Genomic DNA, 18,514 nt, shown 5'->3' with positions numbered 1-18,514 from the left:
GATGAATTATGCCGATACCTACGGACCGAAAGTGCTGTCCGACTTCCACCACTACGATCAGAAGCTTGCTGCCATGAACTATGTCGGCGGTAACAACACGCGACCCCTGCTGCTCTACGGTCCGGCTGGAACGGGCAAGACCGCTTTTGCGCGGGCGCTCGCCGAAAACCTCTGCGCAGATGTGTCGCAGCACGATATCCTGTTCATCAACGGCAGCATGGAGAATTCCATCGATACCGTACGCGAGAAAATTGCGACCTTCGCCTCGGTGACGAAGTTCAACGAGAAGCAGTTGAGCATCATCATCATCGATGAGGCGGATGGGTTTTCCGGTTCGGCGCAAAATGCACTCAAGGCCGAAATCGACAGGCTGATGCCCTATACGCTGTTCATCCTGACGACGAACCATCTTGAGAAACTGGCCGCGCCTATTCGCGACCGTTGCAAGGTCGCCCATTGTCCTTGGCCGATGCCTGGTGAGCTTCTGCCGCTGGCGCAGACGATTTTGACTGCGGAAGGCGAGGCGATTTCCGACGAGAAGCTTTTGCATGTGCTGGGTGCAGACTATGCCTATATCCGAGGGCTGAGCTATCGGCAGATGTTCCAGCGCCTTGAAGACCTAGTCGGCCTTCGCAGGATGCGCGGTATCAGCAAGGCCACCGCAGGGGCCTAATTGTCGTGGAACACGACAAATCCGGGGTGAGCCGGCCCCGGATTTGTCCTCATCAACGTCCATCCAGCGAATTCCAGTCGTAGTCGTCGTAGATCGTCCTGCCTCGCAGGTCCACCATTGCTGGGTTCTCCCGGCAGGCCTGATCGAAGACACTGGCAACCGCCTTCGATGACGGCGATATCGCGAGCCGGGGCACATGGCCGGTCAGCGGCAATTCGGCAAGCTCCGGCTCCTCGACAATCCGGGCCGTCATCGCGGCGGCTTCCAGATACGCGCTTATCGGCATAGTGGCTGAAAACGCCTCGTCGCGGACAAGCTCGGTGCCGAGCATCGGACGCAACGCCATGATGTCGGAAATCCACAAAGGCTGAAACACCGGGCCAGCATCGGTGAGATTGTGCAGGGCATCGACGGCGTGACCACAAACGCGGCTCCGGGTCAGCAGCATGACGGTCTTACCAAGTGGATCGTAGAGCCGAGCGACCGGCGGAAAATTCGCATCGGGCCGCGCATGCCATTGAAGACGGCGCAGCAGCGTATGTGGGAACAGCCGCCGATATCGGCAGGGCTGATCCATCTCGTGGATGGTTACGGATTTCCCTTCGGTCAGCGCAAACAGCAGGATTGCCCGCCATGACAACGCCGACAGATAACTGCGCTGGTGTAGTTCGCCATCGACCTCGTATCGCAGGTTCAGCGACGTGCCTTTGCGCTTGATCCTGTAGAGACGTTCGGACCCCACATGCAGGTCGGTCGAAAACAACATGGCGAGGTCGATTTGCGCTTGCTCGATCCATCCGCGATTGTCGGCGTCTCCGTCATATTGCTGGCTGTGCATTCTGTCCTCGCTTCGGTCTCGGCGGGAACAAAGTTCCAGATGATGCAAAGGTCGAGCGAAGAGTGCTGTCGGCGGGGTATTGGCCGGACACGCGCTGATCGACGCTGCTCCCAGCGGCAACGCGCATCGCGCAGATGCACAGGAGCGTCAAGGAACGCGGCGAAGAACAAATATGTATGCGACAGCGCGGAGACCCATACACGCGTCCGTGGCGCTCTTTGACAGCGTTCCGGCCCTGCCGGCACGCACGAAGGCCATGGGATCATATGATCCCATGGCCTTCGGATGCTTGTCCCGCGAAAACTGCGCGGTTTACTTCGACTTGCGCAGCGCCTGGCCGCGTTCGGCGGCAGCAGCGGTCAGTTGCGTGTCGAGTTCGCCAGCCCGGACAGCTTCGACCAGCGTGTCGATGACCTTCGGCAGTGCTGAAAGCTCGCCGGCCTCGATGGCGTTCTTGTCCTTTGCGAATTCGATAGCCTTGCCCGCATAGCGCAGTGCGAAAAACACCTTGCCGTTGCCATCGGTGAACCAGCCCTGACGCACGCGCTTAGGCGCTTCGACCTCGACGCGAACACCTTCCGCGTTCTTCCTGCGCACGACATGCGTCGGCGTGAACGCCTGACCGCCGATCTTCGCCTCGGCCATCTGCTTCTGCTCGATCAGCGCCGCGATCATCTTTTCCCGCGAACGCTGTACCGGATCGACGGCGGCGCGAACAGGAACTGCGGAGGTGAGCTTGAGAGCCTTGAGGTGGGACATGCTGTGATCCTTTCCGAAACCGTTGAACGTGTTTCCCGGATACAGCCGTCTGCCAAAAGGGCGAGTATTGATTTCTACCGACCCGAAACTGAATGCGTCACTCTAACGGTTCCCGGCCGAGCACGTCGGTACAACGGCATTAGCGCTTCAGGTTGACCAGCACTTCCATAAGCTCCGAACCTGTCTGAAACACCTTGGAGTTGGCCGTATAGTTCCGCTGCGCTTCGATCATGCTCGTCAGTTCCTCGGCGATATCGACGTTCGAATCCTCCAGCGCGCCGGAAAGGATCGCGCCGAAACCGCCGTTGCCGGCATAACCCATGACGACGACGCCCGACGCGTTGCTCTGGGTGTAGATGTTGCCGGGTAGCGTATTCAGCTTGTCGGGGCTTTGAACCGATGCCATGGCGATGCGGTACTTTGCCGAGAGCTCGCCATTGTCGTATTTGAGGAAAATAACGCCTTCATCGCTGATCTCGTAGCCGACGACCTTGCTGGCTCCATTCCCGTCGATCCTGCCGTTGGAAACGCCGAAATCAGCGGCAAGCTGCGTGGAACCGGATATGTCGATGTCGAGCGGATTGAGCACCGCGCCGTTATCCGTCAGCCCCAGGAGCGATAACGATGCGGGTGTGACGAGCTTGCCGCTTGCATCGAACTGCAACTCGATCCCACCCGGCATCGCCGGACTGCCGTTGAACGTCTGGCTGATGGTGGACGGTGCGGGAAGCGATGTCAGGCCGACCTGTGAAATCGTTATCGGGCCGAACAAGACGCCGCCGCCGAGGTCCATTTGAGGCAGCACGATATCCTCCGGATCGAGGTAGTCGCCGGCGGCGTCGAATTCGTCCGCATGCAGTTGATCCGAAAATAACACGTCTCCGGCATAGCTGACCGTGAACTCCCAGCCATCGGTGGTCATCACATAGTCGCAGTCGAGCACCTGCAACGCGCCATTCTGGTCGTAGAAGGTCGAAGGGGCCGAATAGGTCGTTCCGACGGGTGCGGAGGCATCCAGATTGCCGGAAACCACGGCAGTGCTCGATGGGACGACCGGTACGCCGCTGAGCGGGACGCCGGCATAGTAGACATCGACCGACCATGTGTTGTCGGCAATCTTCGTGTACGTGAAATCCAGCAGGCGCGTGTTACCCAAACTGTCGAAGGCCGTTAGCGACGTCGATTTCGAATAGCCGATTTCGGCATTCGCAGGCAGGTTCGCATCCAAGACGCCGCTTGTGGAGCCCGTTGCACTCAACGCCTGTTGCGCAAGGTTGATCTCCGACAGACCGGCAAAACCGTTGATGACGATGGTCGGGTCCTCGGTGGAGGAATATTCGTAGCCCATCAATGTGAACCCGGCGGAGTTCCGCAGCGTACCATCATCCATCGCGGTGAAGGCGCCGGCACGGGTCATGTATTCCATACCGTCGGTTCCCCTGACGATGAAAAAGCCTTGCCCGTTGATGGCGAGATCCGTTGCCGACGTCGTGTACGTGAAGGTGCCTTGCGCGGAAATCGAATAGCGTACGTCTGTTGTTACGCCACCGGAATTGTAGGCGCCGCCGGTCGTAGGCAGGATCAGCGAGGAAAACTGGGTAGAGGCCTTCTTGTAGCCTGTCGTGTTTGCGTTGGCGATGTTGTCGGCGACAGTGCTCAGGCGGTTCGCCTGTGCGTTCATGCCGGAAACGCCGGTGCGCATGGTTCCGTATAAGCTCATTCTGGTAGCCCCGCCAAGTCTTGCTTGCTTCCATCCGATAGTCCGCAAGCCACGCCTGTGTGCGTATGGCAGCCTTTGCGCTCGTGGAATTTAGCGGTTCTTTAATCGCTGGGGTTGCGCTAGTATTCGCTCGAATCGATGGCGATTTCTGCCATTTTTCCATGCAAGCCGCAGCCTTACACCGGTGCAGCCATTTGCACCCGGCACTCCCTCATGCTCGCCCGCCCGACAACCCCATGTTAGCGGATCGCAACACGAGGAGGCCGTCATGAGCACCGAAGATAGTAACAGCACCTTTCCGATCCGTGCTTATTCCTATGTCCGTATGAGCACCCGCAAGCAGCTTCGCGGGGACAGCCTGCGCCGACAGCTTGAGCGGTCGAAGGCGTTTGCGGACGAACACTCTCTGCTTCTGGACGACAGCTTGCAGGACTTGGGCGTCAGCGCATGGAAGGGCAGGAACTTCAAGACCGGCGCGCTCGGCCGGTTCCTTGCGATGGTCGAGAGCGGGCAGATCCCCAAGGGCAGCTATCTGCTGATCGAAAGCCTCGACCGGCTGTCGCGCGAAGCCGTGCCGGATGCGTTGACGCTGTTCATGGCGATCATCAATGCCGGCATCGTCATCGTGACATTGGGCGAGGATCGGCAGATTTACAGCCGTGACCGGCTCAACGGCGACTGGACCAAGCTCATCATTGGGCTTGCGGTGATGTCGCGGGGGCATGAGGAGAGCCAGACGAAGAGCGAACGCATCAGCGCGGTCGCGAAACGCAAGCGGGAACAGGCACGCGAAGGCAAAGGGCATATCACCAGCATCACGCCCGCCTGGATCGACGCCAAGCGGATCGATGCGAACCGCTACGAGTTCACGTTGAACCACCACGCGGAGACGGTAAAGGCCATTTACGAGATGGCGACGCGTGGGCTTGGCGCGACGGTGATCGCGCGCAAGCTCAATGCTGCCGGGGTGCCAGCGTTCAAGAGCAAGGATGGATGGTATCAGAGCGTCATCAAGGCGTTGCTCACCCGCCAAGATGTCATCGGCATGTTCCAGCCGCATCGGATAGCTGATGGCAAGCGCGTGCCGGATGGCGATCCGATTGCCGACTATTTCCCCGCTGCCATCGACAAGGATTTGTTTCTTCGCGTGCAGGCCCTACGGAGCAATCCGGGCAAGTCCGGCCGCAAGGGGAATACCTTCGCCAATCTCTTCACCGGGCTTTGCCACTGCGCGCATTGCGGCGGACCGATGACGATGAAGATAAGCCGGGTCAAAGGCAATGAAAACAGTCGCTATCTCGTCTGCGCGAACTATGTGCGGGGGCATCGCTGCGCCGATGGCAACCGGCATTTCCGGTATGAACCGCTTGAGGCCGCGATCCTCGACCACGTCAGGGAAATCAATCTGGCGGAGACCCTGCAAGCGGCAAGGTTTGACGGTGCTCGCCGGGAGCTTGATGAGACGGTTGCCGTGTTGACGCTGCAACTGGAGGAGCTTCGCAGAAAGGAGCAACGGCTTGCACAGGCCATCGAGGGCGACGGCCAGCCACTGGACGCGATCCTCGGGTTGCTCAAGACCCGGCAAGCGGAACGGCAAGCCATTGAGGCCGAGCTACGGCACCAGCAGGCAGAACGTCTGCGCCGGTCAATTCGGCACAATAGTCCCACGGCAACATGCGACCGCATCGGCAGGCTGCGTGCCGCGTGGGAGAAAGCCGACGACGCTGCCCGCTATGATCTTCGCTCGGAGGCACATGCTGCGATAAGGGAAATCATCACGGAAATCAGCTTTGACAGCGGCGATTGCTCAACCACGCTGATCGTAGAAAACGGCATCGTCGTGCATCGACTTTCCGGTGGTCGAGTCTCCTGCCGACATCAAATGTGGTCCGCAATGCCGGTCACGAAGACGCAAGCCGCCTGAAGCGCGTTAGATTATGCACGCCGCGCACCGTATCTTTGCGAAAGCTTGTCAGCGGTGCGCTCCGTTGTCGATCCGGCCTTCAACTCGGCCAATCGCTTCTCCAGGAGAGCGATTTCGTCGTAGGTCTCGTCATCGAGTAGCTTCGGTTCCTTCATCAAGTCTTCCTCGCCAGGACGGAGGAAGTCCTTGATCTGTTCGGTATTGACCTGAGCGTAGTGCTTGTCGATCATCGCGATCGAGGTGCGGGTATTACGGGCGACATGATGGATCGAGACATTGTTCGCGAGCATCTGTGAGATATAGAAATGCCGAAATGAATAGGCGGTTCGCTTGACGCCCCGCTGATCGCGTTCCAAGTCTGCCGCCTTGAGCAAAGCGTTCAAGCTACGCTGGAACGAAAGAATAGGCTTGCCGCTTGCATCCGCAAAGACAGGGTCGTCATCGGTGGGTTCTCGGCCGACTTCGCTGACGAAGACGTTCCACAACATATGAAGCGCCTGGATCGCGCCATGCAGTGGCACGGCGTCGCCATGTTTGCTCTTTCCGTGAACCTGCAGCCGTGCATCCTGTTGGAAGAGGGGCAAATCTTTCGTATCGCGATATCGGAGAATGTTGCTCCATTTGAGGTTCTTCGCCTCGGTGGGACGTAGACCCGAACTGGCCATGAATTCGATATAGGCATGCAGGCGAACACGATCCGAGCGTACGCGGCCAGTGAGAGTGCTTTGCGTCCAGACACGCCCGTCTTTCGCTTTGATGAGCCTGACCGACTGTTGAGGCTCGCTGATTCGTTCCAAGCTCTTGCCGAGCAGACGTTCGTATTCCTCCGGCGAGAACCCCGGACGGCGCGTGTCTGGTTTCTTCCGCGCTTTGACGGCCGGGATGATGATCGGCTTACAATAGCCCCATTTCGCCGCCTGTTCGAATATCTCGCGGATGATGACCATCTCGCCCTTGACGGTGCTCAAGGCCGCAACCTTGCGCGGTGCAGGGCGAATGAAAATCCGGCCATCTTCGCGCTCACATCGTATTTTTTGAATGTGAATGCCTGGGCCGTTCGTCCAATAGGTCTTACGCCATTCCAGATAGCGTTCGATGTCGGCAGTGGTGATCGTCTCGATGGCCCGATCCCCGAAGTAGCCGACCGGGAAACGGCGAATGATCGGCGGCCAATAGATCGGGTGGTATTTGCTGCGTTCGTCGCGCTCGGCCTCAGCCACTACCTTCTCAATGAACTCTTCCGCCACCTCGACAAAGGTTCGGCTGTCTAGCGACAGACCCTGTTTGTTGCGGAAGCTCTGTTCGTGCCAGATTTCGTAGGCCCGTTGCAGCGCCTCTTCCTCGTTCGCGGTTCCGAGGGTCTTTTTGTATTGCTTGCCGCCGAGCGAATATCGCATCGACCAGTTCCGCGTGCCTTCCCGCTGGAAGAGCGCGAACGGGGTGTTCTTCGTTGAGGCCGGGCTTTGCAGCATAACGTGGGGCACCTTTCGAGTTGCTATGGTCGGTGCGCTGCGCTGAAACTGCGCTAGCGACGTGTCCAAGCCCCGGAAAGCTACCTTGAAATCATTGAAGAATTCCCAAGCGCATGCGCTACTGGGCTAGGACTGAGCTAGCTTATTTCCAGCGCATGCGAGGACAAGAAAAAACTGATAAATCAATGAAATCAAGTAGTTAAATGGCGCACCCGGCAGGATTCGAACCTGCGACCTTTGGAATCGGAATCCAACACTCTATCCAGCTGAGCTACGGGTGCATCCAGGGCGATGAATCGCCTGTCCGATGAAGGGTTCTTAGCCCAGGTGGGGGCGGGCTTCAATCGGGAAATTGGAGAAAAGGTGAACTGATGGCTGGCTGTGGCGGCGAGGCGGAAGCCGCCGGGGGGCGGCTTCCGTTGTCGGGTGGATCAGGTGGTCTGCATGGCGCCGGGGCCGGGGATGGCCTTTTCGGGCACCTTGCCGAGGATGATCATGCCGAGCACCTCGTCCTTGGTGACGTCCTCGGTGCGGGCGTGTCCCACGACCTGGCCGTTCTTCATCACCGAGACGCGATCGGCGAGGTCGAAGACGTCGTGGATGTCGTGGCTGATCAGGAAGATGCCGATACCCTCCTTCTTCAGCTGCTTGATGAGTTCGCCGACCTGCGCGGTCTCCTGTGGGCCAAGCGCTGCCGTCGGCTCGTCCATGATGAGGATGCGGGCGTTGAACAGAATGGCGCGGGCGATCGCCACCGACTGGCGCTGGCCGCCGGAAAGCGCCTTTACCGGCTCCTTGAAGCGCTGGAAGTTCGGGTTGAGCCTTCCCATCACCTCGCGCGTCTTGGCCTCCATCGCCACATCGTCGAGCGTGCCCCAGGGGGTGCGCAGCTCGCGGCCGAGATAGAGGTTGGCGGCGGCGTCAACATTGTCGGCGACGGCGAGCGTCTGGTAGATCGTCTCGATGCCGTATTTCTTGGCGTCGCGCGGGTTGTTGATGTCGGCGGGTTCGCCGTTGATCAGGATGTCGCCGCTGTCGCGCTTGTAGGCGCCGGAGAGGATCTTGATCAGCGTCGACTTGCCCGCGCCGTTGTGGCCGAGCAGCGCCACGACCTCGCCGGGATAAAGGTCGACGGAGGCGTTGTCGACGGCGTGGATGCCGCCGAAGGAAATGGAGATGTTCCTCATCTCCACGAGGGGCGTACGAGTGTCCGTCATTGGTGCGGCTCCTTACTTGGCGCGGGCGCGGTAGACCGTGTCGAGCCAGACGGCGACGACGAGGACCATACCGACCACGATGCGCTGGAACGGGGTATCGATGCCAACCAGCACCATGCCCGATTGCAGCGATTGCATGACGAGGGCGCCGAGCATGGCGCCGGCGATTGTGCCCATGCCGCCGGCAAGCGACGTGCCGCCGATCACGGCAGCCGCGATCGTGTAGAGCTCGTCGAGCTCGCCCTGCGCGTTGGTCGCGGCATTCAGGCGGGCGGTGGAGATGGCGGCGGCGATGGCGCAGAGCATGCCCATCAGCGCAAAGATCTTGACCGTCACCCAGCGTGTCTTGATGCCGGCGAGCTCGGCCGCTTCCGGGTTGCCGCCGAGCGCGAAGACGTAGCGGCCGAAGCGCAGGCGCGTGGCGATGAAGGTCATGACGATGCCGACGATGATGGCGATCAGCACGGGAATGGCGATGCCGTGCGGAATGAAGAGCCCGCCGTCAGGCCAGGCGATGCCGTTGGCATCGGCATACTTGCGGGCGATGGCGACCGGCCAGGGATAGCTGTTGACGACGGCGATGGCGCCGAGCACCAGCGCGCAACCGACGGCGGTGAGGAAATATTCCGCCCACATCGGCCGTTGCGGGAAGCCGAAGCGCTGGCGCTGCTTGCGCGAATTGATGATGGTGGCGACGATCGCGATGCAGGCCAGCGCGCCGACGATCCAGCTTGCCGTGGCGCCGATCGAGCCTTCGGTGCCGCCGCCCATCAGGCGGAACGTGGCATCCATGGGCGCGACCGTGCGGCCGCTGGTGACGAACCAGGTGGCGCCGCGCCAGACGAGAAGGCCGCCGAGCGTGACGATGAAGGAGGGAACGTTGAGGAAGGCGATGATCGCGCCGTGCAGCGCACCGATGGCCGCGCCGAGCAACAGGCCCGCGAGAAGGGCGAGGATCCAGGTTGCCGGGTGGTTGAAGCCCAGCACCTGCGGCAGGATTTCGGCCTGCAGCACGCCCATGATCATGCCGACGAAGCCGAGGATGGAGCCGACCGAGAGATCGATGTTGCGCGTGACGATGACCAGCACCATGCCGGTCGCCATGACGGCGACGGACGCGGTCTGAACGGAGAGGTTCCACAGGTTGCGCGGTGTCAGGAACAGGCCGCCCGACAGGATGTTGAAGCCGATCCAGATGATCAGCAGGGCACCGACCATGCCGAGCAGGCGCGTGTCGATTTCGGTGGCGCGAAAGAAGCGCTTCACCGGGTTCTCGCTTGCCGATCGCGCGCGATTGGCGGCGGTAGTGGTGATGTCGGCCATGGCTTTGCCGTTCCCCTCATGTCTGTTGAACGTATCCGTCCGGGCGGTTTTTCAAGGATCGATTGCCGTCTCGTCCCGCGCCCGCTGCCGATCTCGCACAGGCGCCGCAACGTGTGGGTCGCGGCGCCTGGTCAATGGTCAGCTTGTTGCCCGGATGCGGGCGGTCAGTTGCAGGCCGCGACGGAGCCGGCGGCAACGCCCTGGCAGGCTGCTTCCTTGGAGATCCAGCCCGCGTCGATGACGACGTTCAGGTTGTCCTTGGTGATGGGCAGCGGTGCGAGGAAGACAGACTTCATCTCGACGCCCTTCGGGCCGCCGTTGAAGGTGGTGACGCCTTCGATTTCGTCCATGGTCTTGCCGCCGGCGAGCTGGGCTGCGATTTCCGCGGCGCGCTTGCCGAGTTCACGCGAGTCCTTCCAGACGGAGACCGTCTGCGTGCCGAGCGCGACGCGGTTGAGCGCGGCGTGGTCGGCATCCTGGCCGGAAACCGGAACGGAACCGGCAAGGCCCTGGGCTGCGAGTGCGGCAATCGCACCGCCGGCCGTGCCGTCATTCGAGGCGACGACCGCGTCGACCTTGTTGTCGTTCGCCGTCAGGAACTGCTCCATGTTCTTCTGGGCATTTTCCGGCTTCCAGCCATCGGTGTAGGCTTCGCCGACATTCTTGATCTTGCCGGCATCGATCGCTTCCTTCAGCACTTCCTGCTGACCGGCGAAGAGGAAGTCGGCGTTCGGATCGGCCGAGTTGCCCTTGATGAAGACGTAGTTGCCTTCCGGCTTCACCTTGAACACTTCGCGGGCCTGCATGCGGCCGACTTCCTTGTTGTCGAAGGTGATGTAGAAGGCCGAGGGGTTCTCGATCAGGCGGTCGTAACCGACGACCGGGATGCCTTCTGCCGCGGCCTTCTCGATGGCCGGGCCGATGGCGTCGCTGTCCTGGGCAAGCACGATGATGGCGTTGGCGCCCTGGGCGATCAGCGACTCGACGTCGGTCAGCTGCTTGGCTGCCGACGACTGGGCGTCAGCGGAAATGTACTTGTCGCCGGTTGCCTCGAGAGCGGCCTTGATGGCGGCTTCGTCGGTTTTCCAGCGCTCTTCCTGGAAGTTGGACCAGGAAACGCCGACCACGAGGTCCTTGGCGTGAACAGCGGAATGCATGGAAACGATGATGGCAGCCCCTGCCATCAGCTTCAAAACGGACTTCATAATATCCTCCCAAGTGAACGCCGGCCGCCGGGCGAACCTCCCGCCCCATCAACGACCGGTCACGAAAATACTGCCTCGATGCCCCTCCCGACAATGCCGGGACTTTTTTCTCGACAGTCGAGAAAATAAATGTCAGAAGTTTTCCAGGCTGTCAACCAGGGCGTGAAGGCCTTGAACGACAGCGTGACAGATGCTTTGGGAGGAGCATGTGTTGCCGCCTGAAAGAGCGAATGGAATCGAAAGATGCTGACAAAATCGAGCACGGAGCTTGTGCGTCAGCAAAACAGCGCGCTCGTTCTGGCATCGCTTCGCCGGCATGGCCCGCTCGCCCACACCGACATTTCCCAGCATACCGGCCTGGCATCCGCCACCGTCTCCGCCATCACCGCGGATCTGGAGAGGGCGGAGGTTCTGGAGCGCCGCGAACAGCAGGCGGCGGCCTCGCGCGGACGTCCCCGCGTCATCTTCGGGCAGCGACGCGAAGCCGGTTATCTCATCGCCGTGCGCATCTCGTCCGATATGGTGCAATATTCGTTGGCCGACTATGGCGGCACGCTGCTCGACCGTTTCGAGGAGCCGCGCAATCATGCGGATGTCTCGACCGGGCCGTTCGCGGCCTCCTTTGTGGCGGCGCTTGAAAGGCTGGTGGAGCGGTCGCAGATCCGGCGCGACGATGTGCTCGTCGTCTCCATCAGCAGCAAGGGGCTCGTGGATCCGGCATCGGCGCGGCTGGTCTGGTCGCCGGTCTTCGGGGCGCAGCAGGTCGATTTCGCCGCTCTGCTCCAGCCGGCCTGGCGGGCGAAGATCCTGCTCAGCAACGAAACGCTGCTGGTGGCCCATGCCATGGCCTCGCGCATGGAAAAGGCGCGCGTGAACGATCTGCATGCCGTGGCGGCCCTGTCGCTCGGGCACAGTATCGGACTTGGCATCGCCCGTTTCGATCACATGGGCGAACTGAGCGTCACGGCGCCGAATTTCGGCCATATGCTCAATTCGGCGGATGGCAAGCTCTGCCGGTGCGGCGCGCAGGGCTGCATCGAGGCCTCCGCGGGCTTTTACGGCATCCTGCGCACCGCGTTCGAAGTGCCGCCGGATACCATCCCGGCCAAGTTCGTGCCGCTCGCGGAAATGGACAAGATCGCGCTCAGGGCCCGCCAGGGCCACCGCATGTCCGAATACGCTTTCCGCCAGGCGGGCCTTGCGCTGGGGCAGGGGCTGTCGCGCATGGTGAGCCTCTACGAGACCATGCCGATCGCCATCACCGGGCCTGGCACGCGTTACTTCGATCTCATGCAGCGCGGCGTGGAGGAGGGGCTCGCGCAATCGCAGCAGGTCCGCCTTTTCGGCGCGCCGCCGATCTCCATCGTGCCGGAGGAGGCAACGCTGGCGCTGGAAGGGCATCTCGCCCGCGCGCTTGCGGAGATGGATCACGACATCATCGCGGCCAAGGCCGCGGAATGACGCCCGACAAAAAAGGCCGGACGACGAAGCGCCCGGCCAGTTGCTTGGGAGGAGACGGCCGTCAGGCGACGGCGATCTGCCGTTTCTCTTCCACGGATTTCACGGCGGCATCGGCGAGCAGCAGGGCCGCAAGGCCATCGGCGCCGGACGGCGTGATCGTGGCGCCCTTCTCGATTGCAGCAATGAAGCTCGCGATCTCGTTGGCATAGGCTTCCGTGTAGCGGGTCATGAAGAAGTCGTGCAGCGGCGGGCGCGTATAGCCGTCGCCATTGGCGATCTCGATGGAGACCGGGCGCTGGTTTTCGGCCGAGACGACGCCCTTGGAGCCGTGCACCTCGATGCGCTGGTCGTAGCCGTAGGTGGCGCGGCGCGAGTTGGAAATGATGGCCTGCCTGCCGGACTTCGTCTGGAGGATGACGGAGACGCTGTCATAGTCGCCGGCCTTGCCGATTTCCGGATCGACCAGCACGGCGGCAGTTGCCGAAACCGTTGCCACCTCTTCGCCGAGCAGGAAGCGCGCCATGTCGAAGTCATGGATCGTCATGTCGCGGAAGATGCCGCCCGACCGCTTGATATAGTCCACCGGCGGGGCGCCCGGGTCGCGCGAGGTGATCGTCACCATCTCGACGTCGCCGATGCGGCCGTCGTCGATAGCCTTGCGCACGGCCATGAAATGCGGATCGAAGCGGCGGTTGAAGCCGACCATCAGCTTGCCCTTGGTCTCCTCGACCACCTTCATGCAAGCCCTGACGCGCTCGACCGAGAGATCGATCGGCTTTTCGCAGAAGATGGCCTTGCCGGCGCGCGAGAAGCGCTCGATCAGATCGGCATGGGTGTCCGTCGGCGTGCAGATCACGACGGCATCGATGTCGCTTGCTGCCTCGATGGCCTCGATCGTGCGCACGTCGCAGCCATATTGCTGGGCGATGGCCTCGGCCGCCGCCGGGAAGGCATCGGCGACCGCGACCAGCCTGGCGTCCGGATTGCCGGTCACGGCCTTGGCATGGACCTTGCCGATACGGCCGGCGCCGAGAAGACCAAATCTTACAGTCATGTTGTCCTCATGTGAGTGAGTAGCGAGTGGGGAATAGCGAATAGTTTTTGAAAAGGCATAGCTATTCGCTACTCCCTATTCGCTCTTTTAAATCACGTCTTGCGCTTCTTCTGTCTGTAGACGTCGACGACCACGGCGGCCACGATGATCACGCCCTTGACGATTTCCTGATAGTAGGCGTCGACGCGCAGGAAGGTAAAGCCCGAGGTCATGACGCCGAGGATGACGGTGCCGATGACCGTGCCGGTGATGCGGCCGACGCCGCCGGCAAGCGAGGTGCCGCCGATGACGGTGGCCGCGATGGCGTCGAGTTCGTACATCACGCCCATGCCGGCCTGGGCCGTCTGGGCGCGCGCCGCCGTGACGACGCCGGCGAGGCCGGCCAGCGCGCCGGCGATGGCATAGACCTTCACGAGATGCGATTCGACATTGATGCCGGAGACGCGCGCTGCCTGCACATTGGCGCCGATGGCATAGGTGAACTTACCATAGCGCGTGTAGCGCAGCGCGATGTGGAAGATTACGGCGACGACCAGGAAGATGACGACGGGCCAGATGCCGGTGCCGATGAAGGTGAACTGCTCGGTGAGGCCCGAGACCGGCTGGCCTTTCGTGTACCACTTGGACATACCGCGCGCCGACACCATCATGCCGAGTGTCGCGATGAAGGGCGGGATCTTGGTCCTGGCGATCAGCTGCCCGTTGATGATGCCGGCGAGCAGGCCGACGCCGATGCCGACGGCGAGCGGCACGATGACCGGCAGGTCGGTCAGCGAGGGATAGAGCGCGCGCGGCCAGGTGGAGGCCTGGGCGAGGGAGGCGCTGAACATCGCCGTCATGCCGACGACCGAGCCCGACGACAGATCGATGCCGCCGGTGATGATGACCTGCGTCACGCCCACCGCGATGATTCCGATGACCGCGACCTGGAGGATGATGATCGTCAGGCGCTGGGTGTTCATCAGGAAGCTCTGGCCGACGAAGATCCAGCCGAGGACTTCATAGACCAGCGCGATGCCGATGAGGACGAGAAAGATGTTGAGTTCCGGCGGGAGCCGGCGGGCAGATTTCTGCGCTGCGGCCTGTGCCTGCGCTGCGGAATTCGTGCTCATGATTACCTCCCTGGTGGCCGTTGGGCCTGAATTTACTGGGCTGCCAGTTCCATGACCTTGATCTGCGTCGCCTCGGCGCGGTCGAGGAAGCCCGTGACGCGCCCCTCATGCATGACCATGACGCGGTCGCTCATGCCGAGAACCTCGGGCATTTCCGACGAGATCATGATCACGGCCACGCCATCGCGCGCGAGCTCGGTCACGAAACGGTGGATTTCGGCCTTGGCGCCGACGTCGATGCCGCGCGTCGGCTCGTCGAGGATGAGAATGCGCGGATTGGTCAGAAGCCAGCGGCCGATCAGCACCTTCTGCTGGTTGCCGCCCGACAGGTTCTCGATGCGCTCCGACAGGTTCGGCGTCTTGACGCGCAGCTTGCGGCTCATCTCCTCGCAGACCTTCGCCAGCTCTCCCTCGGAAACGAAGCCGCCCTTGACGAACCGGTCCTGGAGAACGGCGATCTGCATGTTCTCGAGGATGTCGAGGATCAGCAGGCAGCCGGTCTCCTTGCGGTCTTCGGTCAGGAACGCCATGCGGTGCCTGATCGCCGTGTTCGGGCTGTCGATGTCGACTTCCTTGCCATTGATCGAGATCGTGCCCGACGTGGCCGGCACCACCCCGAAGATCGCCTCGGCGACATTCGAGCGGCCCGAGCCGACGAGCCCGGCGATACCGAGGATTTCGCCGGCGCGCACATCGAAGGACACGTCGTGGAAAACACCCTTGAGGCTCAAGTCCTTCACCGACAGGACGACATCGCCGATCGGTACGTCTTCCTTGGGGAACATCTGCGTGATTTCGCGGCCCACCATCATGCGGATGATGTCGTCGCGGGTCACGTCGCTGGAGGCGTGCGTGCCGATATACTTGCCGTCGCGGAACACCGAGAATTCGTCGGCGATCTCGAACAGCTCGTTCATCTTGTGGGTGATGTAGACGATGCCGATGCCCTGCGAACGCAGGTCGCGGATGATCGTGAAGAGGTGGGCCACCTCGCGCTCGGTCAGCGCGGAGGTCGGCTCGTCCATGATGAGGACGTCGCTTTCATAGGAGACGGCCTTGGCTATCTCCACCATCTGGCGGTTGGCGACGGAGAGGTCGCGGACCTGCGTTTCCGGGTCCATGGTAATGTTGAGACGCTTGAACAGCGCGGCCGTCTTGCGGTTCATCTCGCCGTGGTCGACGAAGCCGAAGCGGTTCTTCGGCTCGCGACGGATCCAGATGTTTTCAGCGACCGTCATGAAGGGCATCAGGTTCAGTTCCTGATGGATCATGGCGATGCCGTTTTCCAAGGCGTCGAGCGGTGATTGCAGGCGGATCTTCTGGCCCTTCAGCAGCACCTCGCCCTGGTCGGGCGTGTAGATGCCGGCAAGGATCTTCATCAGCGTGGACTTGCCCGCGCCGTTTTCGCCCATCAGCGCATGCACCGAGCCACGCTTGAGCTTGAATTCCACGTCGTCGAGCGCGACGACACCTGGAAATTCCTTGCGGATGCCCTCTGCGGACAGCAGGTATTCGGCATTCGGAATGGCGCCGCTTGCGCGAACCGCGGCCATGGTGGTCGGACTGACCATCGTCCTCTCCCTCCCGGATCGACCTGAAACCGGAGGACCGCGCGCGAAGGCGCGGCCCTCCCTGTCATGGGCTTTCGATGCCCTGTTCGATCAGTTCTTCTGCTGGTAGTCGGCGATGTTGGCGGGGGTCACGAGCTGGAAGGGGATGTAGACCTTCGCCTCGACCTTCTCGCCCTTGGCAAGCTTGATCGCCGCGTCGAGCGCGCCCTTGCCCTGGCCGGCCGCGTCCTGGAAGACGGTGACGTCGAGATCGCCGGCTGCCATTGCGGCGAGCGCGTCCTGGGTGGCGTCGACGCCTGCGATGACGACGCTGTCCATCGAGCGGCCGGCGGCCTTGAGCGCCTGGACCGCGCCGATCGCCATCTCGTCGTTGTTGGCGATCACGGCGTCGAATTCGACGCCGGCAGCCAGCCAGTTGGTGACGAGGTCCTGGCCCTGCGTGCGCTGCCAGTTGGCGGTCTGTTCCTCGACGATTTCGATGCCCTTGCATGCGTCGGTGGCGAGAACGTCATGGACGGCCTTGGTGCGCATACGGGCACCCTGGTTGGAAAGCTCGCCCATCATGACGACGGCCTTGCCCTTGCCGTTGAGCAGGCGGCAGACTTCCTGCGTTTCCAGCGTGCCGGCGACGGTTTCTTCCGAAGCGACGAACGCCTGCTTTTCGGGAAGCTGGTCGACATTGACCGGCTCGCGGTTGACGTAGACGAGCGGAATGCCCGCATCGGCCGCGGCCTTCGACATGGCGGCGGTCGCATCGGTGTCGACCGCGGTCACGATGATGGCATCGACGCCGGAGGCGATGAAGTTCTGGATCTGGCTCTGCTGCTTGGCGACGTCGTTCTGCGCGTCCTCGATCTGCAGCTGCACGCCGTCCATCGTCTTGGCGTAATCGGACATGCCGTTGCGCAGAACGGTCAGGAAGTTGTCGTCGAACTGCGCCATCGTCACGCCGATCGTCTCGGCATGGGCGGCGGTGGACATCATGACGGCAAGCGCCGAGCCAAGGATGAATCTTTTCATGTCGTATCCTCCTCAAGGTGGTGTCCGGCGCACCACAGACATATCCGGATGGTCGGCCCTTGCGGGCCCATGACCTTCGCTCCTCCCAGGATGCAAGGATCAAAACAGAATAAACAAACCGCAAATTTCAAACTTCGGAATGTTTATTCCATTTTGTGCGCATGGCGTCAAGTCTGTTCCATTGCAGTCCGGGTTCGACATGAGGGGCAGGGATAAGCAGCGGCGGGACGTGTGGTCCGCTTCGTGCGCTCAGACGGTTTCGCGAAGGAAAGCCATGCTCCGGGCGATGGCGGCCTGCGGGTCGGGCAGGTCATGGACGGCGGATGCGAAGGGTTCGAAGGAGAGCGGCCCAGCATAGCCGGCGGCAACCAGCGCCTTGATCTGCTCGATATTGCCCAGCCTGTCGCCGGGGCCGACCAGCACCCGGTGGCCGTCACGCATATCGCCGATGGAAATGCCGCTGTCCTCGACGCCCGAGATGTGGACGAGGCCCGTCAGGTCCGCAAAGAGCGCGGGTTCACCGGCAAGGTGATGATGGAACGTGTCGTGCACGAGGCGGAACGTACCGGCACCGCCAACGGATCGGATCGCCTCAGCGGCTTCCCGCTTCGAGCGAAGCGAGCAGGTTTCGAACCCGAGCGGTTCGACGAGCCCGATGATGCCGGCCTCATCCAGCAGCGGTTTGAGTGCCGTCAGGGCCGCGCGCAGATGGGTCTGTCGTTCGCCGTCGGCTTGTCCGGTGCCGTCGTTCGTCGGCACGAGCACCAGCGCCTGCGGGCCGCAGGCGGCGGCGTAGTCGATGAGCGAACGCGCTTCGGCCTCACGGTCGGGCGACCATTCGTTGAAGCGTTGCAGGGCGTTGATGGAGACGATGGTGAGGCCGTGACGCCGCGCCGCTGCCTTCACGTCGGCGGGCGTCGTGCCGTCGAGAATGGCGTTGCCTGGCAGGTCGTTGCGGATTTCGATCGCCGCGATCCCAAGGTCGGCCGCCAGGGCGAAAAAGCTTTCGAGCGGCAGGGTTGGAGCGGTCATGTGGTTGAGGGCAAAGGTCAGCTGCGGCATGAATGGTTTTCCTCCGGTCCGTGGCACCGCCGAGCGGCGGTCTCGCATGCACGCACGATGATCGGCAGTTCAGGAGGGGGCGTCAAAGCCGATTGTTGCGACG

At 62.0% G+C, this 18,514-nt stretch carries 15 protein-coding genes and 1 tRNA gene; 3 read left to right on the top strand and 13 right to left on the bottom strand.

Annotation, left to right across the window (positions count from 1 at the left end; translation table 11 throughout):
* Position 1: 1 nt before the first annotated feature.
* Positions 2-673, top strand: a complete 672-nt coding sequence (locus tag GR158_RS03055) for an AAA family ATPase (RefSeq protein WP_160869866.1) — start codon at positions 2-4, stop codon at positions 671-673.
* Between the two features lie 52 nt (positions 674-725).
* Here the strand turns inward: GR158_RS03055 and GR158_RS03050 are convergent, their stop codons facing one another.
* From GR158_RS03050 to GR158_RS03040, 3 genes are all read right to left on the bottom strand, one after another.
* Positions 726-1,511, bottom strand: coding sequence for a DUF2958 domain-containing protein (locus GR158_RS03050; protein ID WP_160869864.1), 786 nt, complete (start codon positions 1,509-1,511; stop codon positions 726-728).
* Between the two features lie 312 nt (positions 1,512-1,823).
* Positions 1,824-2,270 carry a hypothetical protein gene (locus tag GR158_RS03045; protein WP_160869862.1) on the bottom strand — a complete coding sequence of 149 codons (447 nt, stop codon included), beginning with the start codon at positions 2,268-2,270 and terminating at the stop codon, positions 1,824-1,826.
* A gap of 139 nt (positions 2,271-2,409) precedes the next feature.
* Positions 2,410-3,990 carry a flagellar hook protein FlgE gene (locus GR158_RS03040; protein ID WP_160869860.1) on the bottom strand — a complete coding sequence of 527 codons (1,581 nt, stop codon included), beginning with the start codon at positions 3,988-3,990 and terminating at the stop codon, positions 2,410-2,412.
* Between the two features lie 268 nt (positions 3,991-4,258).
* Between GR158_RS03040 and GR158_RS03035 the strand changes: the two genes are divergently transcribed.
* Positions 4,259-5,914, top strand: a complete 1,656-nt coding sequence (locus GR158_RS03035) for a recombinase family protein (protein WP_160869858.1) — start codon at positions 4,259-4,261, stop codon at positions 5,912-5,914.
* A gap of 11 nt (positions 5,915-5,925) precedes the next feature.
* Here GR158_RS03035 and GR158_RS03030 read toward each other — a convergent pair whose 3' ends face one another.
* From GR158_RS03030 to xylF, 5 genes are all read right to left on the bottom strand, one after another.
* Positions 5,926-7,386: a site-specific integrase gene (locus GR158_RS03030; protein WP_160869856.1), complete on the bottom strand. Its 1,461-nt coding sequence runs from the start codon at positions 7,384-7,386 to the stop codon at positions 5,926-5,928.
* Between the two features lie 204 nt (positions 7,387-7,590).
* Positions 7,591-7,667, bottom strand: a tRNA-Arg gene (locus GR158_RS03025).
* 150 nt (positions 7,668-7,817) lie between these two features.
* A complete protein-coding gene (locus GR158_RS03020) occupies positions 7,818-8,603 on the bottom strand; it encodes an ATP-binding cassette domain-containing protein (protein ID WP_134646800.1) in 786 nt (261 codons plus the stop codon).
* Positions 8,604-8,615: 12 nt separating this feature from the next.
* Positions 8,616-9,926, bottom strand: coding sequence for a sugar ABC transporter permease (locus GR158_RS03015; protein WP_134646803.1), 1,311 nt, complete (start codon positions 9,924-9,926; stop codon positions 8,616-8,618).
* A gap of 164 nt (positions 9,927-10,090) precedes the next feature.
* Entirely contained in the window at positions 10,091-11,131 is a 1,041-nt protein-coding gene (gene xylF, locus GR158_RS03010) for a D-xylose ABC transporter substrate-binding protein (protein ID WP_134646805.1), read from the bottom strand.
* A 243-nt stretch (positions 11,132-11,374) separates the two neighbouring features.
* On the opposite strand from xylF, the gene GR158_RS03005 reads away from it, so the two are divergent.
* On the top strand, positions 11,375-12,592 hold the full coding sequence (locus tag GR158_RS03005; RefSeq protein WP_160869854.1) for an ROK family transcriptional regulator: 1,218 nt from the start codon (positions 11,375-11,377) through the stop codon (positions 12,590-12,592).
* A 61-nt stretch (positions 12,593-12,653) separates the two neighbouring features.
* On the opposite strand, the gene iolG is transcribed toward GR158_RS03005, so the two are convergent.
* The 5 genes from iolG to GR158_RS02980 all read right to left on the bottom strand — a co-directional run bounded on the left by iolG (position 12,654) and on the right by GR158_RS02980 (position 18,411).
* Positions 12,654-13,646, bottom strand: a complete 993-nt coding sequence (iolG, locus tag GR158_RS03000; RefSeq protein ID WP_134646809.1) for an inositol 2-dehydrogenase — start codon at positions 13,644-13,646, stop codon at positions 12,654-12,656.
* 92 nt (positions 13,647-13,738) lie between these two features.
* Entirely contained in the window at positions 13,739-14,758 is a 1,020-nt protein-coding gene (locus GR158_RS02995; protein ID WP_134646811.1) for an ABC transporter permease, read from the bottom strand.
* 32 nt (positions 14,759-14,790) lie between these two features.
* On the bottom strand, positions 14,791-16,329 hold the full coding sequence (locus GR158_RS02990) for a sugar ABC transporter ATP-binding protein (protein WP_246665511.1): 1,539 nt from the start codon (positions 16,327-16,329) through the stop codon (positions 14,791-14,793).
* Positions 16,330-16,419: 90 nt separating this feature from the next.
* On the bottom strand, positions 16,420-17,349 hold the full coding sequence (locus GR158_RS02985; RefSeq protein ID WP_160869852.1) for a sugar ABC transporter substrate-binding protein: 930 nt from the start codon (positions 17,347-17,349) through the stop codon (positions 16,420-16,422).
* Between the two features lie 249 nt (positions 17,350-17,598).
* On the bottom strand, positions 17,599-18,411 hold the full coding sequence (locus GR158_RS02980) for a TIM barrel protein (RefSeq protein WP_160869850.1): 813 nt from the start codon (positions 18,409-18,411) through the stop codon (positions 17,599-17,601).
* Between the last annotated feature and the right edge of the window lie 103 nt (positions 18,412-18,514).

Source organism: Shinella sp. AETb1-6, from assembly GCF_009826875.1.
GTDB classification, from domain to species: domain Bacteria; phylum Pseudomonadota; class Alphaproteobacteria; order Rhizobiales; family Rhizobiaceae; genus Shinella; species Shinella sumterensis.
This window is presented reverse-complemented; position numbering and strand designations above follow the sequence as displayed.